Here is a 25,247-nt window from a genome sequence, read left to right on the forward strand (position 1 = left end):
ATAGCTTACGGTGAAAATATAATAGCAATACATAAATTATAAAATTTAAGTCAATTAAAAATGATAGGACAGGTATAGCATGAGTCGTGAAATCTTAACGGTAGTAGAAACTGTCAGTAATGAAAAGGGCTTAAATCCTGAAGATATCTTTGAAGCGATAGAAGACGCTTTGGTGGTATCGACTAAGAAAAAAGTATACACCGAACAGCCAGAAGTGGCAGTACGGGTTGCTATCGACCGTACAACGGGCGATTATGATACTTATCGTTACTGGACAGTGGTTGCAGATGAAGACCATGAAATGCCTGCTTGTCAGCTAGCCATCAGCGATCTTGATCCAGAAGAATGGTCAATCGGCGATGTCAAAGAAGAACAGATTGAATCGATTGAGTTTGGTCGTATTGCTGCGACGCAAGCCAAACAAGTCATCATCCAAAAGATTCGTGAAGCTGAGCGTAATTTAGTAGCAGATGCTTTTGAGCCACGTGTTGGCGAGATGATGTATGGCGAAGTCAAGAAGCAGACCCGTGATGGCTATATCATTGATCTAGGTGACAATGCCGAAGGCTATTTGTCACGTGATCAGATGCTGCCGCGTGAGCAATTACGTGCAAAATCACGTATCAATGCCATTTTGTATCATGTCAACCGTGAAAACCGCGGCGCTCAGTTGTTACTGTCTCGTACTCATCCTGAAATGCTTTCAGCATTGATGCAAAAAGAAGTGCCTGAGATTGCCGAACAAATTATTGAAATCCGCAACGTCGCGCGCTTGCCGGGTACTCGTGCTAAAATAGCTGTGAAAACCAACGATCATCGTATCGATCCAGTTGGCGCTTGTATTGGTATGCGTGGTACACGTATCCAAGCCGTACAGCAGGAGCTTGATGGCGAACGCATTGATGTGGTGGTGTGGTCAGACGATCCAGCACAGTTCATTATCAGTGCTTTAGAGCCAGCTGACGTCAGTAGCATCATCTTGGATGAAGATACGCAAACGGCTGATATTATCTTTAGCACCAATGATCAGTTGGCGCGTGCGATCGGTTCACAAGGTCAAAACGTACGTTTAGCGTCTGAGCTAACGGGTTATAAGCTTAATATGATGCTAGAAGAAGAATATCAGCAGCGTCAACAAAACGAATCTAAAGCCTTTATCGAATTATTCTATGAACGTTTAGAAGTAGATAAAGACTTAGCGCAAGCACTTGTCGATATTGGTTTTACCAGTATTGAAGAAGTGGCTTACGTACCAGTTGAAACCTTTTATGATATTGAAGGTCTAGATGATGAAGCGATTGAGATGATTCAAGAGCGTGCAAAAGAAGTCGTCATCGCTGATGAGCTGGTCAAACAACAGAACATGAAAGAGCCAAGTCAAGAGCTACAAGAGCTTGAAGGTATGACAGTCAATTGGGCCTATAAAATGGCACAAAAAGACATTATTACCGTTGATGATTTGGCAGAACAAGCAGTCTTCGATCTCGAAGATATCGAAGGTTTAGACTCTGAAACCGCAGGAAAACTCATCATGAAAGCTCGGGAATCTTGGTTCAATGAATAAGCGGTAACTGCATATCGCTGTCTTTTAGTGATATGCTATCGATAATAAAGTGCTGGTATGAACGCAGTACCAATACCAGCCTTACCCCAATCATTTGTAGCCAACAACTGAATTGAACATATAGCAAATAATAGACAGTAGGTGATAATAAATGGCAGATAAGACCGTCAAAGAACTGGCAGATATGGTAGGCAAAACCGCAAGTGCTGTACAACAGCAATTGGTAGATGCTGGACTGCCTGCTCGTGCAGAGGGTGACCTAGTCACTGAGCTTGAGCAAGAGAAGTTGGTGACGTATTTAAAGCAAAGTCATGGTCAGCAAGAAAAGCGTCGTATTAGTCTTAAATCTAAGACAACTAGCACTGCGCGCGTGACCGGCTCTTCAGGTAAATCTAAGAGCGTCAATGTGGAAGTGCGTAAAAAGAAAGTATTTGAAAAGCCTGATCCAGAAAAAATGGCTGAAGAGTTGGCTGCGCGTGAGCAAGCGATGATTGAGTCGCAAGAACGTGCTGCTAAAGATGCTGAAGAGCGTGCTGCTACCAAGAAGAAATCTGAAGAACGTCAAGCTGCAACCTTGGCGGCAATGCGTGCAAGCTTAGGCTCTAGCAAAAAGTCAGATGATAAAAACGACGATATCTCAACCTCAGTGGTTGTGAAAAAAGGTGGCAAAACCACTGTCGAAGTAAAACCTAAAGACCAACCGAAGAAAAAAATTGCAGCGACGAAACCGAAAGTTGAAACGGCGGTTGAGCGTAAAGCGCGCGAAATGCGTGAGAAAGAAGAAGCTCGTTTACGTGAAATCGAAACAGAAACACGCCGCGCTCAAGCTGAAGAAGCACAGAAACGTACGCTTGAACAAATGCGTAAAATGGCTGGAAAATATACAGATCAGCCTGCATCTGAAGTTCGTAAAGATGAGCCACTAGCAGAAGGTTTGGTTGGTGATGCCTTAGAAGAATCGTTTGAAAAAGAACGTCGTGAAATCAAGCGTGGCACCAGTAGTACTAGTGCTCGTGGCCGTGGTCGTCGTAAGAATCAAGATGAGCGTGAAATCAAAAACCGTAAAAACGGTTTGCGTTCAACGCAAGCATCACAGCATAAGTTCGAAAAACCTGTTGAAAAAATTGTTTACGATGTTGAGATTAGTGAACAAATTACAGTTGCAGATCTTGCTCAACGTATGGCAGTTAAAGCGCGCGAAGTCACCAAATTGCTTATGAAAATGGGTGAGATGGCTCGTGAGTCAGATACGATTGATCAAGCGACAGCAAGTTTACTCGTCGAAGAGATGGGTCACAATCCAGTACTGGTCAGTGATACTAAGGTTGAAGACGATCTACAAGACGCCGTTGATGAGCGTAGCAGTAACGTTCAAACTCGTCCGCCAGTAGTCACGATCATGGGTCACGTCGATCACGGTAAGACATCATTACTTGATAAAATTCGTGAAACAAAAGTGGCAACTGGTGAAGCGGGTGGTATTACTCAGCATATCGGTGCTTATCACGTTAAAACCGATCGTGGTGTGATTACCTTCCTTGATACTCCAGGTCACGCGGCCTTTAGTGCTATGCGTTCACGCGGTGCACAGGCGACTGATATTGTTGTGTTAGTTGTTGCCGCTGATGATGGTATGATGCCGCAAACAGCAGAAGCTATTGATCATGCTCGTGCTGCTGGTACGCCAATTATCGTTGCAATTAATAAAATGGATAAGCCAAGCGCTGATCCAGATCGCGTCCTTAATGAATTGACTGCTAAAGAAGTCGTTTCAGAAGAGTGGGGCGGCGATACCCCAATGGCTCGCATCTCAGCCAAAACCGGCGATGGTATTGATGAGCTGCTAGAACTTATTAGCCTACAAGCTGAACTAATGGAGCTAGAAGCACCGTTAGATGGCGCTGCTCAAGGTGTGGTCATTGAATCAAGACTTGAAAAAGGGCGCGGTCCGGTTGTTAGTGTCTTGGTTAAAAAAGGCACATTGAAGCAAGGTGACTTGGTCTTGGCTGGCGAGCATTATGGTAAAGTTCGTGCGATGACTGATGAACATGGTAAGCGTATTCAATCAGCGGGTCCTTCTATCCCTGTGGAAATTTTAGGCCTACCTGAAACGCCAGCAGCTGGCAGCGAGTTCTTAGTCTTAACCGACGAGAAAAAAGCTCGCGAAGTGGCAGAGTTTAGAAGTAACCGTGAGCGTGAGCGTCAACTTGAACGTCAGAATGCCATGCGTTTAGAAAGCATGTTTGATCAGATGGAACAAGGTGATGTGTCATTCTTGAATATCGTATTGAAAACGGATGTTCGTGGTTCGCTTGAAGCACTGCTTTCTGCATTGAATGAGCTATCAACTGATGAAGTTAAAGTCAGAGTAATCAGCTCAGGCGTCGGTCCTATCTCTGAATCTGATGTGACACTTGCAGAATCTAGCGAAGCGGTATTGTTAGGTTTCAACGTTCGTGCTGATGCGACCGCACGTCGCAAAGCGGATGCCGCCAACATGGATATCCGTTATTACAGCGTTATCTATGGTTTGATTGATGATGTGAAAGCAGCTATGAGTGGTATGCTTGCGCCAGAACATCGTGAGAAAATCCTTGGTGTTGCAGACGTTCGTGAAGTATTCCGTTCTAGTAAGTTCGGTGCTGCTGCTGGTTGTATGGTGGTTGAAGGTACAATTTATCGCAACAAACCGATCCGCGTATTGCGTGATGACCAAGTTATCTTTACCGGTCAATTGCAATCATTGCGTCGCTATAAAGAAGACGTTAATGAAGTACGTACTGGCATGGAATGCGGTATGGCTGTTCGTGGCTATGATGTCGAAGCTGGCGATAAGATCGAAGTCTTTGAAATCCAAGAGTTTGCACGTACTATCTAACGTTACAGTTCGATAGCAGGATATCTAATCATGCAATATGCTTAATCAGCTGAGCAGATTAGTATCTTCTTAATATCTAGCTGTACTTAGGCCTAACAGGTACATCCTGCTAGGCCTTTTTTACCAACTATTAGTCCTAAAATTTGTTAATAAGCCAATATATCAATCAGTGAAAATAAGCCATATTAAAGTAAGGTAACAATATGAACCAACGTCTACAACGCTTAGCCGACCAAATTCAACGTGAGCTTGCTGTTCTCATCCGTGATGCAGTCAATGACCCTCGTTTGACTGGTTTTGTCACTATTTCCAGTGTCAAGGTTAGTCCTGACTTAGGATATGCTGATGTCTATGTCACCATCATGGAGCCTGAGCTTAATGATTCCATGAATAAGACCAATCATGAAGAGAGTATCAAAGTACTTAATAAAGCGGCGGGCTTTTTGCGTACTGAATTGAGCCACAGTCTCAAAACACGTACCACACCACGCTTGCGTTTTCATTATGACGAAGTGACTGCTCGTGGTAATTACATGATGGATTTAATCAGTAAAGCAGTTATTAAGACTGAAGAAAATGAGTCTGACGAGCAAGAAAACGAAGAGTAGAAGGGTAAAAGTCGTTATGTCTATCGCATCTACGCAAGCGGATAAAAAGTCTAGTAATCACCCTAACAAGATTAAAGTCTCGGGTGTTATTTTAGTCGACAAACCCAAAGGCATGACTTCACAGCAAGTGGTTTCAAAGGTGAAGTATCTTTTTAAGTCGCCAAATCATGACAGTAAAAAAGCGGGGCACACAGGGACACTTGACCCAATGGCAACCGGTCTATTGCCGATTTGTATGGGTGAAGCGACGAAATTTAGTCATTATCAGCTAGATGCGGACAAATCCTATCAAGCAACTATTTTACTTGGCAGTCAGACTGATACGGGTGATGCCGATGGTCAAATCGTTGCACAAGCACCCATTCTAGCGTTTGATAATGCACTGTTAGGCAAAGTTGCCCAGCAGTTTTTAGGTGCTCAGCAGCAGATACCACCGATGTATTCTGCACTAAAAAAAGATGGCAAAAAACTCTATGAGTATGCTCGTGCGGGAATCGAGGTAGAACGAGCGCCTAGAAATATTGTAATCAAGGCCATTGATTTAAAAGCGCTTGATCATGAGCAAATTCAATTGACAGTGACCTGTACTAAAGGTACTTATGTGCGTGTACTCGGTGAAGACATCGCCAAAGCGATGGGTACATTAGGGCATTTGACTGCATTACGCCGTACGCAGGTTGGTGATTTTAAAATCAATGATGCGATTACTTTGTCAGACTTGGAAGCATTAGCGTTTGATAACAGGCAAGAGCAATTGATGCCGGTAGATGCTTGCATTAATATTGAAGCTGAGATGGTATTGACGGTTGAGCAGTGTGAGCGTATACACATGGGTCAACGTTTGAATGTATTTGAGCAACTGACAGACAGTCTGCGCGACTATATTTCAACTAGTATCAGCCATCAGTCGTCTGTGTCAGAAAACAACGATATTCAACTAGATAGTGATATGGTTAGTAGTGAAGATGACCAACAACCCCTGATCCATGAGATTCCAGCTGATATTCGTTTGATAAATCAGCAAGGTCAGTTTCTTGGATTGGGTGCCGTAAGTCTCAACGGTAGATTGCAGCCTAAAAAATTGATCCAGCGTTAATGTTACGGTTCTTATATAACCCTCGTTTAAACACGATTTAGCTTACTAATAGTTTACACTAATCACATATCCTCACATTTTATTGCAGGTTTCACCTATGGTGGAACCTGTTTTTTTTGTACTTTAGATCTACCGGATAGGAAGTCTGGATAGAAAAATAAATCGAACTAAGACTCTAAGAATAAGAACATAAAAAAATAATAAGATAAAAAGTCATATATCAAAAATAAAAACTAGGTTCGAAAGAGAATATTTAATATGAACAAGATGGGTCAGAGGAAGACTATACAGCCAATAATAACAACGACTCATAAAAATAAAGTATGAATAATAAAACAACTAAAAGAAAATCACTCATAACGAAAAAAGGAATATCATGAAAACCATCGCTTTTTTACTACACAATAACTTCGAGCAAGCAGAATACGAAGAGGTTAATAATCAACTCAAAAATAAAGGTTACAAGACACTTCTTATAACCACAAATAAAGAAAAAGAAGTGCAAGCCATGCAGCAAGATGTAGACAAAGGCGACACCTTTATTGCTGATATTTTTGCAAAGGACGCAAGCGTTTCTGATTATGATGCGTTGGTACTACCAGGTGGTACTGTCAATGCGGATACGATTCGTGGCAATGAAGAGGCTCATAGTATTATCAATGCTATCAATGATGCAGGCAAGCCATTAGCCGTCATTTGCCATGCTCCTTGGGTACTTATCAATACAGGTATTGCCAAAGGTAAAACGCTCACTGCTTATCATACGCTGCAGATAGATTTAGAAAACGCTGGTGCAAAATTTGTAGATCAAACAGTACAGGTAGACGGTAATTTGATTACCTCACGTAATCCAGATGATATCAGCAATTTCGTTGATGCTATTGATAAGGCATTATCTTAATTTTTCTACCCATTTACTGAATAATCAATTATTTATATTTCTTAAACATTCACAACTTATATTTCTTAAACATCCACAACCGTAACTGAGGAAAACATTATGTCAAACTCTAACCCAAACGATACCAAGCTTGAGCAACAACGTTCTGAGTCAGTAACTGCAGCACTTAAAAGCCAAACTGAGAACAATCATACTGAAGATAGTGAAGCCGCAGCAGATCGTATTGCAGACAACCTAGGAAATGCTAAAGAAGACAAATAGAGTATGTAACGTGTTATCCATAATAAGGTAACACTGATATATTTGCTGATCATCTCTACATCTCAATGCCACTGATGACATTTGCATCTCAATGTAAAAAGTATAAAACAGCTACTTCAAAAAATAATAATTCAGGAGCTAATATGAGTAATTCATTGAATAACATGGATGAGCAAGAAAAAGAGATTGAAAGGCTTGCAAAAGACATCAATCCTAGCGAACATGCTACTCCTGATAGTTTAGCAGAAGTTACCACAGCTGCACCGCTTGAAGATGATGAACTAGGCGGTAACGCGACGGAAGATGACGTTAAGAAATAAGCAAATTCTTTTGCCTATTGACGGATGATTTAACTATAAAAAATAAATCTGACTTTACAAGTATTATGAAAAACTGCTGCTAGTTCAGCAGTTTTTTGTTATAATCACTGTCACATTTACATTAGGTTGAGATAAGACATCGTGCTTCATAGGCTGTCCAAAACGGATAGTTATATTAAGTGCTCTCTCATCGCAGCTTATCCTAAATGGTCGTTATGACTAATTAGCTTGTCGTACACTAGGTCAACTCTAGTAATGCAGGGTTGTCCTGAATGACGTGCAGGTTATTTTATTTACTATTCTACTGCTTTAGATCTTACTCAAATTCGAGAATGTCTTAAAGCTTTTAGCATTGCCGGAGATATTTATGCTAACTAATACCGATCGCGAACAAATCATTGCTCAATACCAACGTGGCGAAAATGACACTGGTTCTCCAGAAGTTCAAGTAGCTCTATTGAGTGCTCGTATCAACGATTTGCAGAACCATTTTAAAGCACATAAAGCTGATCATCATAGCCGTCGCGGTCTTATCCGTATGGTTAACACGCGTCGTAAATTGCTTGATTATCTAAAAGGTAAAGATCTTGGTCGTTACACCACGCTTATCAGCCAGTTAGGTCTACGTCGTTAATCTAACGACAATAGTACGAGTGGATGCTAAAATAAAAGAAGCCATCATATGGTGCTATTTTAGAATTTTTGCTGAATCGCTTGGAACTTGCTTGTTGCTATCGATAAAATAGATTTTTCTAAAAACGGTGTGGAATAGTTTCACGCCGTTTTTTTATGCTTATTCATTTTCAAGATTGATTTTGGATAGCATTGGTTATAAAGACCAATTCAAAGTAGGTAATAGAAGTTTTCGTAAAAACAGTAACACTAGAGCCTAGAGCTAAGTGTTTTCTATCGATAATTGCTGTGTTCCGCAATTCATTGGTCAATGGCTATAAATCACTGTAAAATAATGCCTTGTGAGTTTGATAGTATATCTACTACATATATGGTGACTATTTATAAAATACCCGTTTCTTAGCTTATAGAATAGCTAGCTGCGCTAATATCCAACGCTCAAAAGCGCAGAAAAATAGCCTATAGGGTTTTTAGCACCGAAGTCTTTTGACTTAAGGTCTTTTTGATAGTATTTATAGTAAAGCCAAAATTGAATGACCAAATATACACAATAGTACGATGTCTAGCACCGATAGGCATATGGAATAACTAGGTAATGTTATTGGCACTGGTTGAGATGATTTCTGAGAGAAAGACTGTCAATTATTAGTCATATACACTAGTAGTCACATATACAGAATTTTAATGAAAAATATCAGCTTTTTATAATGCTTATATTACTTTCGTCAGTCAACATTAGGAAGATTATATGACAATGTTTAACACCATTAAGCGTGAATTTCAGTATGGCAACCAACAGGTTGTGATCGAGACAGGTCGTATTGCTCGTCAAGCAAACTCTATCTTAGTACATATGGGCGGCGTTACGGTACTTGTCGCAGCAGTGGTAAAGTCAGAGGCTAAAGAAGGTCAAAACTTCTTTCCGCTAACGGTCAACTATCAAGAAAAAATGTATGCAGCGGGCAAAATCCCAGGTGCCTATGGCAAACGTGAAGGTCGTGCAAGCGAGTTCGAAACCCTAACTTCACGCTTGATTGACCGCCCGATTCGCCCGCTATTCCCTGAAGGCTATGTTAACGAAATCCAAATTACGGCAACGGTTGTTTCATCAGATAAGACTCAGTCTGCAGATATCGCTGCCCTAATCGGTGCTTCAGCGGCACTAGCCATATCTGATGCACCATTCAATGGTCCAGTCGCAGCTGCTCGTGTTGGCTTCATCAACGGCGAGTACATCCTTAACCCAACGATTGAGCAGCTTAAAGAGAGTGACCTTGACCTAGTGGTTGCCGGTACTAAATCTGCTGTATTGATGGTTGAATCTGAAGCGGCAGAGCTTTCAGAAGATCAAATGCTAGGCGCGGTATTATATGGTCATCAGCAACAGCAAATCGTTATTGATAACATCGCCTCAATGGCAGAAGAAATCGGTACTGCTAAGCAGCAATATTCTGCTCCTGAGCGTGATCAAGCGCTTACCAGCAGCATGAAAGAGCAGTTTGGTGAGCAAGTCGCTGACGCTTATACGATTACTGATAAGCAAGCGCGCTACACTAAGCTTGATGAAATCAAGCAGTCAATTATTGATGCACTTGCTGGTGATGCTGAGTCAGAAACTTACGCTGATACAGTATCTGAGCTTAAAGAAATTTATAACGATCTTAAATATCGTACGGTTCGTGACAATATCTTGTCAGGCAAGCCGCGTATTGATGGTCGTGATCTTGAGACTGTTCGTGCCCTTGACGTACAAGTTGGTGTATTGCCATACACGCATGGTTCAGCATTGTTCACACGCGGTGAAACGCAAGCATTGGTTACGACCACGCTTGGTAACAGCCGTGATGTCAACATGATTGACTCACTAGGTGGCACGATTCGTGACCATTTCATGCTGCATTACAACTTCCCGCATTTCTCAGTTGGTGAGACGGGCCGCGAAGGTATTCCAAAACGTCGTGAAATCGGTCATGGTCGTCTAGCTCGCCGCGGTGTACAAGCGATGCTACCGGATAGCGAACGCTTCCCGTATGTCATCCGTGTGGTATCAGAGATTACTGAGTCAAACGGTTCATCTTCTATGGCGTCTGTTTGTGGTGCAAGTTTGGCATTGATGGATGCTGGTGTTCCACTAAAAGCACCAGTTGCTGGTATCGCCATGGGTCTGGTTAAAGAAGGTGAGCGTTTCGCTGTACTGTCAGACATCTTAGGTGATGAAGATCATCTTGGCGATATGGATTTTAAAGTTGCTGGTTCTAAAGACGGTATTACTGCGCTGCAGATGGATATCAAAATCGAAGGTATTACGCCTGACATCATGGAGCAAGCGCTTAAGCAAGCCCATGCCGGTCGTATCCATATTTTGGACGCGATGAATAAAGTATTGCCTGAGAGCCGTACTGAAATCAACGCTCATGCACCAAACTATGCGGTTATCGAAATCAATCCGGATAAAATCCGTGACGTAATCGGTAAAGGCGGCGCGATGATTCGTCAGCTAACCGAAGAGACTGGCGCAGTTATCGATATCGATGATGGCGGCACGATTCGTATCTTTGGTGAAAACAAAGCGGCAACTAAAGCAGCTATCGGTAGAATCGAAGCGTTGACGGCAGAAGTTGAAGTGGGCAAAACTTATGAAGGTACGGTTGCTCGTATCGTTGATTTTGGCGCGTTTATTAACGTCTTGCCAAACACTGATGGCTTGGTACACATCTCACAAATCGCTGAAGAGCGCGTTGAGAATGTTTCTGACTACCTAAAAGAAGGTCAAATCGTTAAAGTCTTCGTCCAAGACGTCGATAACCGTGGTCGTATTAAATTGACTATGAAAGGTATCGAGCAAAGCTAATCGATATCTAATGTAGTCAACATATAAAAACTGCTTTAAGTCTCTCGTCATGAGTGCTTAAGGCGGTTTTTTTATGGGTGTAAAATCTTGTTTTCAGTAGAATATCTTATTAAAGTAACTGGCCTATATCAAAGTGATTGGTCTATATAAAAGTCTTTAGGAAGGTGAATATCGATTCGAACTTTAGGCAAATCTTGTAGGTGCTGTAAGAGTAACGGTAAGATATCAGCGTGCCAGTCTAACGCAAGTGAGCCTGCGTTTGCTAAATTGGCTGCGTTGGACACGTTAGCTGTCTCATTTCGTGAGTGGTTATGAATAAGTGGGCGTGCGAGGAGGGCAACCCTACGGATACCTTGATAACGGATAAGCGGGATAAGCTGCTCAGATAAATCATTCAACGCGGCAATTAACCATTGTGACCGTGTGGGGTGGTAAGGATGATTTGATACCACAAGATTAGCGATATAACTGGGCTGATTGCCATTACTGCTGATACTTAAACCAGCTTGCTCAAGCACGCGTTTATGCAGTAAGCAGCTGCCAACACTCAGACTGCCATCGCGGCATGCACGATAGTAACGTTGATAATTATCAGCAAATAAAGTCTTAGCTTTTGTGAGAACAGGATCTAAAAGAATCCCTGCAGTATTGACTGGTAGAATAAGCAGCTGCGCGCTACTATTTAAGATAGGGGCGTGGGTAAGTTGCAAAGTCGCCAATGTCAGCCCCTTGATAAAAGTCTAAATAATTAGCTACTGTTTGTCGCCGTTTGTCTCGGCTTCTAATTGCGCTATTTGTTGTTCAAGTAGGGCGATTTGCTCTGCTTTCATATCAGTTAATTGCTTGTTCATCGTCAGTTGTTCAGCAGCCAATTTTTCTTGTTCAGCTAAGCGCTTACGCTCGTCTTCTAAGCGATCTATTTCTTCTTTAGCAAGACTATCTGTTTCTGGCAAAGCCGCATTTAAGATCTCATCAGCATTAGGTATTTGATTAACTGTAGTTGTCTCATTAGTATTTGACGTTAAGTCACTATTGTTTGAACTATTGTCATTATTACCTAAGGACGTAGCATCTAATTGAGTAGCGCTATCTTGTTCGGTCGTCGGTGGTGTACTTTCGATAGGCGCAGTATTAGTGTCTATCGAATTGTTTTTCCAGACCAAGTAGCCAATCAATAATGCCGCTAATATAATAATTGACCACCATTTCTGGAGTGACTTAGTGGGCTTTTTTTTCAGTGATTTGGTTGATAGAGGACGCATTTTTTGGCTTTTCATACTATAGTCGATTTATGTTAGAAATATAAGTAGCCATACTATAGCAAACTCAAAATAAAAAGCCTATCTATTGCTAGATAGGCTGGTAGCTATTAAGACTTAACGCTTAATATTTAAGGCTTGAATTTTACTGTGCCGCTGGTACCAGTAGCCATAGCATCACGAGCAATTTGGTCTTCAGCATGGTTTTTGGCACTGATTGCATCAGGATCAGGGCGATGTTCGCTATGTCCACATAATGTGCATTCAATATACTCATCAGGTTCTGGGGTGACGACGTTGATTTGTACCACCGCATCCATCGCTTGACACTTAGGGCAGCGAACACCAGATAAAAACTGCCGCTTTGGTCGCGTTGATTGATAGCGCATTTAAATCATCCCATGTGTTGTTGAGGCATTAGCAGCAGCACTGCCTTTTTTAGTATCAGAAAAACCGCTATGACGTAACAACGCATCGATACTGGCACTGCGACCACGGAAGTTTTCAAAGTTGATCTTGGCAGGGAAACTACCACCAACGGATAAAATTGTCTCACGGAAGGCTTTACCAGTGACAGGGTTAAAAATACCTTCTTCTTCAAACTTGCTAAAGGCATCTGCCGATAGCAACTCTGCCCATTTATACGAGTAATAACCTGCCGCATAGCCGCCTGCAAAGATATGACTAAAGCCGTTGGCAAAACGGTTGTAGTCAGGTGTCTGCATGATAGCAATGTCGTCTCGAACGGTATTTAGCGTGGCTAATATACCATCATAATCTAGCGCTGGCGTCTGCGCATGAATCAATAAGTCAAACAGTGCGAATTCGATTTGACGTAGGGTTTGCATGCCGCTTTGGAAATTCTTCACCGCCAATAACGCTGCAAGTTTGTCTTTTGGTAATGGCGCACCGGTTTCGACGTGGCTACTAATCAGCGCAATACCTTCGGCATCCCACGCCCAGTTTTCCATAAATTGACTGGGCAGCTCGACCGCGTCCCACTCAACGCCATTGACACCAGCGACATCACCGACCGTCACTTGGGTTAATAAATGATGTAGGCCGTGACCAAACTCATGGAATAGAGTCAATACTTCATCATGCGTCAATAAGCTTGGTTTGCCATCGAGGGCAGGGGTAAAGTTACCCACCATAAAGCAAACGGGCAGCTGCTGATGATTTTTTTCACTGTAAGTATAACGTGACTGAAAACCACTCATCCAAGCGCCGCCGCGTTTACCACTGCGTGCAAATAAGTCAAAGTAAAAGCCACCAAGCAAGTTATCATCAGCATCAAACAACTGATAAAAGCTGACATCGTCGTGCCAGCGTGATACGGATTCACTTTGCTCTTGGACTTTGATACCGTACAGACGCTCAACGATGGCAAATAATCCGCTAATCACTTTTGGTAAGGGAAAGTACGGGCGGATTTCTTCTTGCGATAAGCTGAACTCGCTTTGTTTGACTTTTTCAGCGATATACGCACTGTCCCATGCCTGTAACTCATCTATACCATAATCTTGCGCATACTTTTGCAACTGAGCTAAGTCTTGCTTAGCCGCTGGAGTTGCTTGCGTGGCCAAACTCCGTAAAAAGGTTTCTACTTCTGCCACGTTATCTGCCATTTTAGTCGATAGTGAGACTTCTGCATAATTGTCAAAACCCAATAGCTTGGCTTTTTGCTCACATAGTTGCAGGATTTGACTCATGATATCGGCGTTATTTAGCGACTCACCTTTGGCATTGGTATGCGCATCAAACTCAGAAGCACGCGTGACATAAGCGCGGTATAGGGTCTCACGCAGCTCGCGGTCATCCGCATGGGTCATGATGGCAAGATAAACAGGGATGTTTAAGCTTGCCACGTAATAAGGACTTGGCAACGCATCGAATTCTACTTGCGTAAGCGTACCGTTGGCAAGCGCGCGCGCTTTATACTGTTCGCCAGCATCTGCGAGTAGCGCCAGTCCACTTTCGGTTAGACCTGCTAATTGCTCTTGCTGCAGCGGTAAGGCATAAGCTTGGGTGGCATCCAATACGTTATCTGAAAAGGTCGCTGATAAGGTAGAAAGCTGACTTTGAATAGCCGCAAACTTTTCTTGTTCATCTTTTGGTAATGCGACACCTGACAGCTCAAAACTGCGTAGCGCAAGCTCAATAGCCCGCGCTCGTGCAGGCTCAAGCGCCGCAAAAAATTCTGTGTCATTGACGATAGTTTGATAACGATTAAATAGCGGCTGATGCTGTCCCACTCGTGTGCCATAAGCAGATAATTTAGGTAGCAGTTCATGATGGACATGACGAATGTCGTCATTGCTCATGACGCTATTCAGGTGCGATAAAATGCCCCAACTGCGATCCAATGCCAGATTAATATGATCAAAAGTCATCACATCGGCTAGCGCTTGCTCAGCATTGATATTAGCAGCACGGTTATGGCTATCAGTATCTGCACTCATCTCATCTAAAAATGTATTGGCTGCATCAATGGCACTGATGACATGGCTTTGTAATGTACTTGGCGAAACGTTGTCAAAATCGACAAGGCGTAAATCTGCAGGAAGGGTTTTCATAAAAGTATCCGATATCTGATCGTAGTGAATGAATTATTATTGAGTAAACGTAGCTTTATATAAGAGATTGGCTTGCCGTGACATTTAGAACATCATTAGCTTTGTGTTATTTTTCTTCTTTTGCTGTCTTATCGATAAGCTATATAAAAGATGGGTTCGTTTGACGAAAATGCAACCTAATTATTGACTATACAAAGTATGAAGCGAGTAGATAGTGAATATTAAGCGGGTTTAAAGTCGATCCGTCAGGCTTTTAGAACAATACAGAGTGTTCTACTTACAAAGTGCTATCATTTGCTTGCAAATTAACCCTACAGCGAGTGAGGTTTGACTGCTAGCATCAAGGCAATGGAATAGAAATATTAAGTACTGCTGATAGCAAAAACTATGAATCAGTTGATTAATAGTAAAAATCACAATGTTAAAAGTAAATGATAATAAAACAAGGAGCAATAAATGAAAGCGACTCTCAAAAGTTTACGTGAAACCAAAGCCAATCCTGCGGTTAGTATCTTTGTTAAGACTCATCGCGAGCATCCTGCTAATGATCAAGATCCCATTGCCCTGAAGAACCAATTAAAAGTGGCTGAAGAACGCTTAACCAACGAATACGATAAGCGCACAGCGACTACCATACTCGATAAGATTCATGATAAAACCAAAGAGCTAAATCACAACTTAAATCTTGATACCTTGGCTATTTTTGCCAGTACCGACGATGTGCAAGTCATCCGTATGCCGATTGACACCACGGAGCGTGTGGTGATTTCACATCGTTTTGCGACTCGAGATTTGGTGCGTGATATGGCAAGTGCGGTGCATTATTACACCTTGGTACTCACTCGTGATAATGCCCGCTTGATTGAAGCGTCTAATGATCGTGTGGTGAGAGAGTTTGATAAGGACGATGACCTGCAAAAAAATATGGATAATATTCCATTTCCTATTGAAAACAATGGTTTGTATACGACAGGCGACGGTGGCTCAGATCGCTCATCTAATAATGAAAGCAGCTATCTAAAAGAGTTTTTTAACCAAGTGGATAAAAGCGTACAAGAGTTGTGGGGTGAGCACAAAATGCCTTTGGTTGTCGTTGGCGATGCTAAAAATATCGGCTACTATAAAGAAGTTTGTGATCGTCCAGACAACATCATTGCCACAGTGTCAAATGCGACTAATCTAGAAGATGGTAGTGCTCAGCATATTATCAATAGTGTGCAAGAGGCGGTGGAAGGCTATCGTACATCACTGCATCAAGCTGCCATGGGTGAGATTGATAAAGCACGCGGTGCCAATATGTTGCAAACAGATCTACAAGAAGTCTACCGCAGTGCCTTCCAAGGTGCAGGCGAGACGCTTTATGTCCGTCGTGGTTATATACAATCGGCTAAAATTGATGAAAAGGCACAGACTTTGAGTCTTGCAGATGATGCGGCTTCAGAAGGCGTTACTGATGATGCCATTGGCGAAATCATTGAGCATGTCATTCATAATGGTGGTGAAGCAGTATTTATGCCACAAGATATTATGGGTGAAGATCAACCAATTGCTTTGGTGACACGCTATTAGTTGCTAGATAGTGCCTATTGATGACAATCCTTTGCGAATTCGCCATTGATAGAAGATAGGTATAGTATGGGAGCATTGGTTCGATAAGAATCAATGCTCTTTTTACATTGATGATATATTAAGCCTTTATCTAAAACTTATACTTGATTGCCGTAGGTTGTTAAATGATGCTAAATAACATACCAAGTACTCTCATGCTATTTAGCATCACAGCAATGATAGCCTTTAGCTCCAGTCTCAGTATGGCAGAGACAGATGTGAATAATATATCTGTGAGCCATCTATCATGGGGTCAATTGCCGCCTTCTATTCAAAACTATTATCAAATAGACTCTAAAAAAAATAAAATGAGGCTAAAGACCAAAGATATTGTTGCTATTCGTTCTTGGATTGGCACAGTAGGAGAACAGTATTTGGTTCAATTACAGCGTTTCAATTCAACCAATAGCCCCGGCGAGCCAGCAGGAGAGGTCTTCACGCATTTATATGTTATAGATGAACAAGAGGCTTTACGAGTATGGCAAATATATGATTATGTACCCTGCGATGGGTTAGATGTAATCGCAGAATTCGCTAAAAACACCGCCGTAGTGACTGATATTAATAATAACGGTGTTATCGAAGTGAGTGTGCCTTATTATCTCGGTTGTCGTGGTGACGTAAGTTATGATGAGATGAAAGTAATCATGTACGAAGGGCAGCAAAAATTTGCTGTACGTGGTAACTCTGCAATTTGTAACGCCAAGACAGACCAGCCAGTTGATGCTACTGGTTATTACGGTGGTGACTACAAGATTGATGAAAAATTACTACAGCAATCAGCGCTATCAGCTACTCAAAAATCAGTATTTAGGCGTCACTTGCAATCAGTGTGGCGAGATAACCAATGTTCCATTTATTTTAAGTATGATGACTAATTCTATGACTACCACAACCTCTTTTGTGCTAACCAGCTATAACATTCATAAAGGCATGTCGCCGATGAATCGCCAAGTTAAAATACAAGGTATCGCCCAAGCGCTCGATATTATTGGCTCCGATGTACTGTGTCTCCAAGAAGTGCAAGGTCAGAATCTTAAGCGCAATATGCAGTACAACGAATACCCTGACCAATCGCAACATGAATGGTTTGGTGAGTATTTACAGCTGCAAAATAGCTATGGTAAAAATTCAGAGTATGAAAACGGTCATCATGGCAATGCGGTATTGAGCCGTTTTCCATTGGATCCTAAACATAACGTCAATATCACCGTTAATAAGCTTGAGCAGCGTGGCGTCTTGCACTGCGAAGTACAACCAGTTGGATGGGATGTACCAGTGGTTGTACTGTGTGCACACCTAAATTTGTTTGAGCGTGATCGCATCAAGCAATATGAAGCCATTGCCAACTATGTTCGTAATGAGATTGCACCTGATCAACCACTGATTTTGGCAGGAGATTTTAATGATTGGAAAAAAATGTCTTGTGATAAGCTGGCTACTAGCTTGGGTATGACCGAAGCTTTCAAGCATTGTCATGGCAAACTGCTGCCAACTTTCCCAGCCAAGCTTCCTGTGCTTAGCTTAGATCGTATTTATGTGCGTAATCTAAGAGTGAAAAATGCCTGGGTGCATACGGGCAAACCATGGTCGACACTGTCTGATCATCTGCCGCTCAGTGCGGAATTGGCACATTTATAAATGATTATTAGATAAGCTTAAGTTATTCACTAAAAATAAAATTGAATGCAAAAATAAAGCAATAGATACCTATAAGGATATATAACGATGTCTACTCTTTCTCATAATCCGCTACCAACGACCCAACATGCCGTACTCATACGTGAGTTTGGCGAACCTGAAGTGATGAGCTATCAAGAGGATGTGGCCATTCCTGTGTTGACAGACAATCAGGTATTGGTCAAAGTTGCTTATGCGGGTATCAATCCTGTCGATTACAAAACGCGTCAAGGCAAAGGCTGGGGCGCTGATGCCATTCAAAAAGACAAGTTTGATAAAAATGAGCCTGCAATTTTGGGGTTTGATATGTCAGGCACTGTGGTCGATAGTCGTAGTGAGCAATTTACTATCGGTACACAGGTCGCTGCCCTGACTTTTCATGGTGGCTGTTATGCAGAGTATGTAGCAGTCGATGCTGACATGCTGGCAAAAGTATCGGATTCTGTCACATTAGAGCAAGCAGGTGCGCTGCCTTGTATTGGACAGACGGCGATACAGTTTGTAGAGTTTGCAGATATTCAAGATGGTGAGCATGTGGTGATAAACGCGCCAGCGGGCGGCGTGGGTCACTTGTTGATTCAGCTGCTCATGGATAAAGTGGCTAAAAACAATATCAAGGTGACTGTTATTTGCTCACCAGAAAAATATGCCAAGCTTGATGAAATAATAGATACCAATCAGCTTACAGGTTGGATTGATTATACCAAAGACGATGAATTCCCTGAGTTACAGGCAGATGTGCTACTGGATTTGGTTGGTAATGAAGCAGGCGTGCGAGCGCTTAGCGTGCTCAAATCTGGTGGTCGCGTCAATGTGTTACCAACGATTTGGGTGGATAAACTCAAAGAAGCGGGTAGCCAGAAACAGCTAAAGGTAGCGGGTTATAAGGCGCAGCGTAGTGGTGAAGATATGGCGCGAGTTTTACAGCTCGTTGCTGATGGCAAGCTAACGCTACGTATTCAGCAAACCTATCCATTGTCTGAAGTGGTCGCGGCTCATCATGAGCTGCAAAAAGGTGCTGCTTTTGGCAAGATCGTTTTGGAAGTGAGCTAGGGCATGTCTTCAATATGAAGGCATGCGACTAAATGGGCTGAAAATGGTTAAATCTTTCTAGACTGCATCAAATAGCTGGTTAATCTTCCGATATTAATCAGCTATTTTCCTTGTTTGGCTACCGTTTATCTCATTTTTATCACCATTTTCAAAACGAGGACGCGCTCTAGCTTATATTAAGTTGCATTAATTTAATGCGATAGCACTTTTCGAAACGTGAGGCTAATGCGACCTGATGTGACAGTTTTAGTTTTTGTAATGGTATGCATCCAAAAATCCTGCGTATCGCCATGCATAACGATAAGCTGACCGGACTCAAGATATAGCTCAACTTTGACGGGCTTGTTCTTTTGTCTAATAGTTTTATGCTTAAAAACAAATTTTCGCCTAGCACCGAGCGATAAAGAAGCAATAATCGGCTGCGCGCCCAGCTCTTTTTCATCGTCGGCATGATAGCCCATACCATCCTCACCAGAGGGATAGTAATTAAGCAAGCAAGAATTAAAATCAACGTTGATTCCACTGCTTGATAACTGCTGCTCAATATGTCGTTTTACGTGCAACATCTGCTTTGACCATGGAATGGCTCGACGCGTCTGTCCAGAGTAATAATAACTGACATCGTGGTCACCCATCCAGACGATTTGGCGAGTGGTAACATGTGTTTTACCAAACAACGTCACGATGTCAGACTGCCAAGGTAGCTCATTTAGTAAATTCTCATACAGAGCGTTAGCCTCATTGATAACTACCCCTAAGTCATTGACCTGACCATCGTAAGGCAATAGGTTATCAGTCGGTTTAGGGGCAAAGAGGTCAGTCATCACTTAGACAGCTCAGCTTATTTATAACTATGATAATGCTCATTGATAACTTGAGCACATAATTCAGGTGCTTCCATCGGCAGTAGATGACCGTAATCTAACAAAGATATGATGCTGTCATCAGGGACGAATTTTTGCCATTGTTGTCGCACTTTATGGTTAATAAACAACGTCGGCTTGCCAGTGATAAGCGTATAAGGACAGCTTAATTGCTTGAGGGCGGTATCGATATGCGGCGCGCCAAAATAGTTGGCGAGCTCTTGTTCAGGCGCAAATATCAGCGTGTAACAGCCATTGGTATCTTTGGATAAACTTTGCTCTGCAAATACCCGCAAATGCGCATCACTCATGCGCCTATAAGCACGTTGAGCGCGTAAGTTCTCATAATAATCATCGATGCTTGCCCAAGTAGATTGTTTGGTGAGGGTGCTTTTAAACGGTTCGCGACTAAGCAGAAGCTTACGCGGCAATAGATTATAGAGTCGGGCTTGTGGTTTGGTAAACGTCACAGGCTCTATTAAATATAGCTGTGAAAACAGATCTGGGCGCTGGGCTGCAGCGATGGCAGTAGCAGTGGCTCCTTGCGAATGACCAATACCAACGATGGGTTTGTCTTGCGTTTTTTCTAAAAATTCAATAAGTATCTCAGCATCCTGCTCGCGCGTAAGACGACGGCGCTGCGGCTTGTCATACCAATAGCCACGAAGCGCAAGCGAGCTGATTTTGAAGTCAGTTGCCAGCGCATTTAATAAGGGACTATAAGTACCAACGGTAAAACTATTGCCACCATAAAAGTGTGCTGGTACGCGAGAGGCAGTACTTGACTGTATCGATGGCGTAAGCTGGCTAAGGTTATAGTAGCGCGCTTGTTTTCCACTAATATTAATATTTTTTGCAAATGCTTTCATAATGTACACACCTCCTTGTGTCTGATTTTCAATGAAAATTAATGATTGTACTTAGCTGTCTTCGCCTAAGAATCCGCCACTTTGACGGTGCCACAAGCGAGCATAAACACCGTGTAGATTTAATAATTCATCATGGCTGCCTTGTTCGATAATTTTACCTTTATCCATGACCACCAATCGATCAAGTGCGGCAATGGTGGAGAGACGATGGGCAATCGCAATGACCGTTTTACCTGTCATGATGTCATTCAGGCTTTCGGTAATGGCAAATTCAATCTCAGAGTCAAGGGCGCTGGTCGCTTCGTCCAGTAGTAAGATGGGCGCATTTTTTAGCATAACACGTGAGATGGCGATACGCTGACGTTGACCACCAGAGAGTTTGACGCCGCGCTCACCGACTTGTGTATCAAGTCCTGTATTGCCTTTATCATCATATAAGTCTTTGATAAAGTCCCATGCTTGCGCTTGTTTGGCAGCCGTAATAATTTCTTCATCGGTTGCATCAGGACGACCGTAAGCGATATTTTCACGTACTGTCCGATGTAGCAAAGACGTATCTTGCGTCACCATACCTATCTGTTGGCGCAAAGACTCTTGGGTGACTTCATCAATTGCTTGTCCATCGATAAGGATTTTACCGCTATCAACATCAAAGAAGCGTAACAATAAATTAACTAAGGTGGATTTACCGGCACCTGAGCGCCCAACCAAGCCTATCTTTTCGCCAGATTTAATGTCCAAATAAAAGTTATCGAGCAGTTTAGTCTTCGTAGTAGGCGTTGCTGATGTTTTCACTGTATCTAAGCTATCGCCTTCAACAGCGTCGCTATCATTCTCATAACTGAAATCAACATGATCAAAAACGATACGACCTTCGGTGACTTTCAAAGCGGGTGCATTGGGCTTATCAATGATTTTTTGCGGCGCTGATAAGGTACGCATGCCATCTTGTACGGTTCCGATACTTTCAAATAGACTGGCAGTTTGCCACATGATCCAACGAGTCAAACCGTTCAAACGTAGTGCCATGGCTGTCGCGGCAGCAATCGCACCGACACCGACCGCGCCTTGTTGCCATAAATATAAGCCAATAGCCGCAGTGCCACTAACCAAAATCACACTGATTAGATGGGTTGATACTTCTAAATAACTGACCCAGCGCATCTGTGCATGGACGGTACCTAAAAATTGCCCCATGGCATTTTTGGCATAACTCAGCTCACGGCGTGAATGGCTAAACAGCTTGACGGTCATGATATTGGCATAAGCATCGGTAATGCGGCCAGTCATTAAAGCACGGGCATCTGCTTGCACAATGGCAGTTTGTTTGAGCTTAGGGATAAAGTACCAAATAGTCAGCGCAACCAAGACTAGCCAAACGATAAACGGGATTAATAATAGGCTGTCCAGATTAAATAAAATGACACCTGACGTAATAAAATAAACGGTGACATACATAAACATATCGGTGACGGTCATAACTGTATCGCGTACGGCCAGTGCGGTTTGCATTACTTTGGCTGAGACACGTCCAGAAAATTCATCTTGATAAAACTGCATCGATTGCCCAAGCATTCGCTGGTGAAAGCGCCAGCGCATTTGCATGGGAAAGACGCCTTGCAAGGTCTGAAAATGGATGAATGATGACAATGCAATCCATAGCGGACTCATGATCATGACGGCTAGCATGAGCAGTAGCATATCGCCTTTTTCTAACCACAGATTCTGCGGTGTATAGACGCCTAGCCAGTCAACGATATTCCCAATCCAAGCAAATAGCATCGCTTCATAGATGCCAATGCCCGCAGACAAAATCATAAATATCAATAGCCAGCCACGTAAACCGTTGGTACACGCCCACAAGAACTTTAGCATGCCATCACGGGGTGAAGGTAGCGGCATAGGGGTTTCAGGAAAGGCAGGGAGGCGAGTTTCAAAAAATCGAAATAGAGCATTCATAGGCAGTCATAAAACATCAATAGCAGTACGCCAAAATCAACGACATTACTCGTTATTTTGAATCTTTACTTTTGTTATTAGGATTGAGTACTATTTTAGCAAACTTCCCAATCAGACCTGCATGCTAATTGTAAATTGAACGGTAAAGAGCCACTTGTCAGCAGTCGAATAAAAGCCAATAAATAGATTGCTGTGTAAGAAATACTTTGTTACATTCTATGGCTTTATCCTCATTGGCAGTTCGCGCTTTGTCTTCAGTATATGAATGATGAGCGAATAATACCCCCGTAAAGTGGCAGTTTAACAAGGTAAGAGCTCATGATATATTTGACGATAGCGGTGCTTTGTAGTGTCGCCGTTTCAGTATTGCTAAAAGTGTTACGACAGAAAAATATAGACATACGCCAGACCATCGTCGCAGGCTATCCGGTGGCTTTTCTGCTGACGTGGTTTTTATTGAAGCCAGACGTCAGTGGCATGAATGCGCTTGGCGGTGCTTGGGCGATTATTATTGCGCTTGGCATATTGCTACCTGCGGTATTTATTATCCTTGGAAGGGCGATTGAATCTGTGGGAATGGTAGCAACTGATGCGGCTCAGCGGCTATCGTTGATTATTCCTATCGTCGCGGCTTTTTTATTGTTTGGTGAAATACTGACCGGCACACGAATATTTGGACTGGCGTTAGGATTTTTGGCACTTGGTGCACTGATTTATCGTCCACAGCAGGGTAAGATTAGCAGACAAGCGAAGCATACACCGCTTTGGCTATTTGGCGTCTGGGCAGGCTATGGCATTATTGATATCTTGTTCAAGCAAGTTGCCAAGCAGGGCACTGCTTTTCCTCTTACGTTATTTGTCAGTTTTGGTTTAGCAGGATTATTGCTGTTTATTTATTTGCTGATTACGCGGGTGCGCTGGCAGGGGAATGCGCTCGCAGCAGGATTGTTATTAGGTGCGCTCAATATGGGCAATATCTATGCTTATGTACGTGCGCATCAATTATTGTCCGAGTCGCCTAGCATCGTCTTTACCGGTATGAATGTCGGTGTCATTGCAGTGGCAACCTTGATAGGGGTTGGTGTGTTTAAGGAGTCGCTTAACCGTATTAATGTATTGGGTTTATTATTAGCCATTTTCTGTGTGGCAGTGCTATTTTTGGCATAGGATTTCGTCTGCATTTATGACTATATTTATTATTTTATAAAAGCGTTAACTTATCAGATATAGGCACAAAGAGCGTCCTATGATAAGGTTGTCTACAAACAGTAAGGCTGATATAAGCCAATAAAAAGCGATTTACTTTGTGACACTTGAACTCAACCAATAACAATAGGACGCACTCTCAATGGAATATCAAAACCAATATAACAAACAGCTACAACGTATTAAAAATGGTTCGGGATTTATCGCTGCCCTCGACCAGAGTGGCGGCAGCACGCCAAAAGCGTTAGAGAATTATGGTGTCACAGGCGATGATTATGACAACGATGAAGCCATGTTCGACCAAGTGCATGAGATGCGTGCGCGTATCATGACTTGCGAGGCTTTTGATAATGAGCGTGTGCTTGGGGCGATTTTGTTCGAAGATACTATGGAACGTGAGGTCAATGGCAAACCGACGGCCAATTATCTATGGGAAGATAAAAATATTGTGCCATTTTTAAAAGTGGATAAGGGTTTGGCTGAGCAAATGAATGGCGTCCAAGTGATGCGTCCGATGCCAAATTTAGATTTGCTACTCGATAAAGCCAAAAACTATCCAGTATTTGGTACCAAAATGCGCTCAGTAATTTATGAGCCGAATGTCGATGGCATTGAGCTGGTCGTGCAACAGCAATTCGATGTGGCAAAACAGATACTCTCAAAAGGTCTGATGCCAATCGTAGAGCCTGAAGTCGATATCAACAGTAGGAAAAAGCATGAATGTGAAGTCATACTAAAGACCAGCATTTTGCACAACCTAGATCGTTTGACTGATGATCAGCAAGTGATGCTAAAACTGACTCTGCCAGAAGAAGCGGGTTTTTACCAAGAGCTAATCGATCATCCAAAAGTGCTAAAAGTTGTGGCGTTATCGGGCGGCTATAGCCGTGGCGATGCTTGTGCCAAGCTTAAGCAAAACCCCGGTATGATAGCCAGCTTCTCACGTGCCTTTACCGAAGGATTGAGCAAACAGCAAAGTGATGATGAGTTTGCTAATACTATCAACACATCTATCGAAGAGATTTATGAGGCGTCGAAAGTTTAAAGCCTTAAACCTTTATA

At 42.5% G+C, this 25,247-nt stretch carries 22 protein-coding genes; 15 read left to right on the forward strand and 7 right to left on the reverse strand.

Translation table 11 applies throughout. The features are described from left to right. The first annotated feature begins 79 nt into the window (after positions 1-79). The 9 genes from nusA to pnp all read left to right on the forward strand — a co-directional run bounded on the left by nusA (position 80) and on the right by pnp (position 11,112). Positions 80-1,564 (forward strand): transcription termination factor NusA, encoded by a 1,485-nt coding sequence (gene nusA / locus JFC08_RS09230; RefSeq protein WP_055123697.1) that lies wholly within the window; start codon positions 80-82, stop codon positions 1,562-1,564. A gap of 151 nt (positions 1,565-1,715) precedes the next feature. Then, positions 1,716-4,442, forward strand: a complete 2,727-nt coding sequence (gene infB, locus JFC08_RS09235; RefSeq protein ID WP_198330484.1) for a translation initiation factor IF-2 — start codon at positions 1,716-1,718, stop codon at positions 4,440-4,442. A 203-nt stretch (positions 4,443-4,645) separates the two neighbouring features. Continuing rightward, positions 4,646-5,050, forward strand: a complete 405-nt coding sequence (locus JFC08_RS09240) for a ribosome-binding factor A (RefSeq protein ID WP_045443024.1) — start codon at positions 4,646-4,648, stop codon at positions 5,048-5,050. A 16-nt stretch (positions 5,051-5,066) separates the two neighbouring features. Continuing rightward, on the forward strand, positions 5,067-6,146 hold the full coding sequence (gene truB, locus JFC08_RS09245) for a tRNA pseudouridine(55) synthase TruB (RefSeq protein ID WP_198330485.1): 1,080 nt from the start codon (positions 5,067-5,069) through the stop codon (positions 6,144-6,146). A gap of 376 nt (positions 6,147-6,522) precedes the next feature. Beyond that, a complete protein-coding gene (locus JFC08_RS09250) occupies positions 6,523-7,047 on the forward strand; it encodes a type 1 glutamine amidotransferase domain-containing protein (RefSeq protein WP_055123695.1) in 525 nt (174 codons plus the stop codon). Positions 7,048-7,146: 99 nt separating this feature from the next. Next, entirely contained in the window at positions 7,147-7,308 is a 162-nt protein-coding gene (locus JFC08_RS09255) for a hypothetical protein (RefSeq protein WP_157908367.1), read from the forward strand. Between the two features lie 143 nt (positions 7,309-7,451). Next, a complete protein-coding gene (locus JFC08_RS09260; protein ID WP_173936684.1) occupies positions 7,452-7,628 on the forward strand; it encodes a hypothetical protein in 177 nt (58 codons plus the stop codon). Positions 7,629-7,995: 367 nt separating this feature from the next. Next, positions 7,996-8,262, forward strand: coding sequence for a 30S ribosomal protein S15 (rpsO, locus tag JFC08_RS09265; RefSeq protein WP_045443035.1), 267 nt, complete (start codon positions 7,996-7,998; stop codon positions 8,260-8,262). A gap of 747 nt (positions 8,263-9,009) precedes the next feature. After that, the gene (pnp, locus tag JFC08_RS09270) at positions 9,010-11,112 is read left to right on the forward strand and encodes a polyribonucleotide nucleotidyltransferase (RefSeq protein WP_055123694.1); all 2,103 of its coding nucleotides are present in this window, start codon (positions 9,010-9,012) and stop codon (positions 11,110-11,112) included. A gap of 128 nt (positions 11,113-11,240) precedes the next feature. Here pnp and JFC08_RS09275 read toward each other — a convergent pair whose 3' ends face one another. The 4 genes from JFC08_RS09275 to JFC08_RS09290 all read right to left on the reverse strand — a co-directional run bounded on the left by JFC08_RS09275 (position 11,241) and on the right by JFC08_RS09290 (position 14,947). Further along, positions 11,241-11,831 (reverse strand): hypothetical protein, encoded by a 591-nt coding sequence (locus tag JFC08_RS09275; RefSeq protein ID WP_198330486.1) that lies wholly within the window; start codon positions 11,829-11,831, stop codon positions 11,241-11,243. 33 nt (positions 11,832-11,864) lie between these two features. Beyond that, the gene (locus JFC08_RS09280) at positions 11,865-12,389 is read right to left on the reverse strand and encodes a hypothetical protein (RefSeq protein ID WP_198330487.1); all 525 of its coding nucleotides are present in this window, start codon (positions 12,387-12,389) and stop codon (positions 11,865-11,867) included. A 113-nt stretch (positions 12,390-12,502) separates the two neighbouring features. Continuing rightward, positions 12,503-12,760, reverse strand: a complete 258-nt coding sequence (locus tag JFC08_RS09285) for a YheV family putative zinc ribbon protein (RefSeq protein WP_198330488.1) — start codon at positions 12,758-12,760, stop codon at positions 12,503-12,505. Then, the gene (locus tag JFC08_RS09290; RefSeq protein ID WP_198330489.1) at positions 12,761-14,947 is read right to left on the reverse strand and encodes a M3 family metallopeptidase; all 2,187 of its coding nucleotides are present in this window, start codon (positions 14,945-14,947) and stop codon (positions 12,761-12,763) included. 456 nt (positions 14,948-15,403) lie between these two features. Between JFC08_RS09290 and JFC08_RS09295 the strand changes: the two genes are divergently transcribed. The 4 genes from JFC08_RS09295 (at position 15,404) to JFC08_RS09310 (ending at position 19,288) form a co-directional block, all read left to right on the forward strand. Next, positions 15,404-16,516 carry an AOC03_06830 family ribosome hibernation factor gene (locus JFC08_RS09295; RefSeq protein ID WP_045443051.1) on the forward strand — a complete coding sequence of 371 codons (1,113 nt, stop codon included), beginning with the start codon at positions 15,404-15,406 and terminating at the stop codon, positions 16,514-16,516. A 164-nt stretch (positions 16,517-16,680) separates the two neighbouring features. Continuing rightward, positions 16,681-17,433 (forward strand): M949_RS01915 family surface polysaccharide biosynthesis protein, encoded by a 753-nt coding sequence (locus JFC08_RS09300; RefSeq protein WP_227697713.1) that lies wholly within the window; start codon positions 16,681-16,683, stop codon positions 17,431-17,433. 4 nt (positions 17,434-17,437) lie between these two features. Continuing rightward, complete coding sequence (locus tag JFC08_RS09305; protein WP_045443058.1) at positions 17,438-18,196, forward strand: endonuclease/exonuclease/phosphatase family protein; 759 nt, start codon at positions 17,438-17,440, stop codon at positions 18,194-18,196. 87 nt (positions 18,197-18,283) lie between these two features. Next, a complete protein-coding gene (locus JFC08_RS09310) occupies positions 18,284-19,288 on the forward strand; it encodes an NADP-dependent oxidoreductase (protein ID WP_198330491.1) in 1,005 nt (334 codons plus the stop codon). A 191-nt stretch (positions 19,289-19,479) separates the two neighbouring features. On the opposite strand, the gene JFC08_RS09315 is transcribed toward JFC08_RS09310, so the two are convergent. From JFC08_RS09315 to JFC08_RS09325, 3 genes are read right to left on the reverse strand one after another with little or no spacing between them, the layout of a single operon-like run. After that, positions 19,480-20,112, reverse strand: a complete 633-nt coding sequence (locus JFC08_RS09315) for an alpha-ketoglutarate-dependent dioxygenase AlkB family protein (RefSeq protein ID WP_198330503.1) — start codon at positions 20,110-20,112, stop codon at positions 19,480-19,482. Positions 20,113-20,129: 17 nt separating this feature from the next. Further along, entirely contained in the window at positions 20,130-21,020 is an 891-nt protein-coding gene (locus tag JFC08_RS09320; RefSeq protein ID WP_198330492.1) for an alpha/beta fold hydrolase, read from the reverse strand. A gap of 51 nt (positions 21,021-21,071) precedes the next feature. Beyond that, positions 21,072-22,979, reverse strand: coding sequence for an ABC transporter ATP-binding protein (locus tag JFC08_RS09325; protein ID WP_198330493.1), 1,908 nt, complete (start codon positions 22,977-22,979; stop codon positions 21,072-21,074). Positions 22,980-23,297: 318 nt separating this feature from the next. On the opposite strand from JFC08_RS09325, the gene JFC08_RS09330 reads away from it, so the two are divergent. After that, positions 23,298-24,146, forward strand: coding sequence for a DMT family transporter (locus JFC08_RS09330; RefSeq protein WP_198330494.1), 849 nt, complete (start codon positions 23,298-23,300; stop codon positions 24,144-24,146). Positions 24,147-24,327: 181 nt separating this feature from the next. Beyond that, positions 24,328-25,230, forward strand: coding sequence for a fructose bisphosphate aldolase (locus JFC08_RS09335; RefSeq protein ID WP_198330495.1), 903 nt, complete (start codon positions 24,328-24,330; stop codon positions 25,228-25,230). Positions 25,231-25,247: the final 17 nt, after the last annotated feature.

The organism is Psychrobacter cibarius (genome assembly GCF_016107535.1).
GTDB lineage: Bacteria > Pseudomonadota > Gammaproteobacteria > Pseudomonadales > Moraxellaceae > Psychrobacter > Psychrobacter cibarius.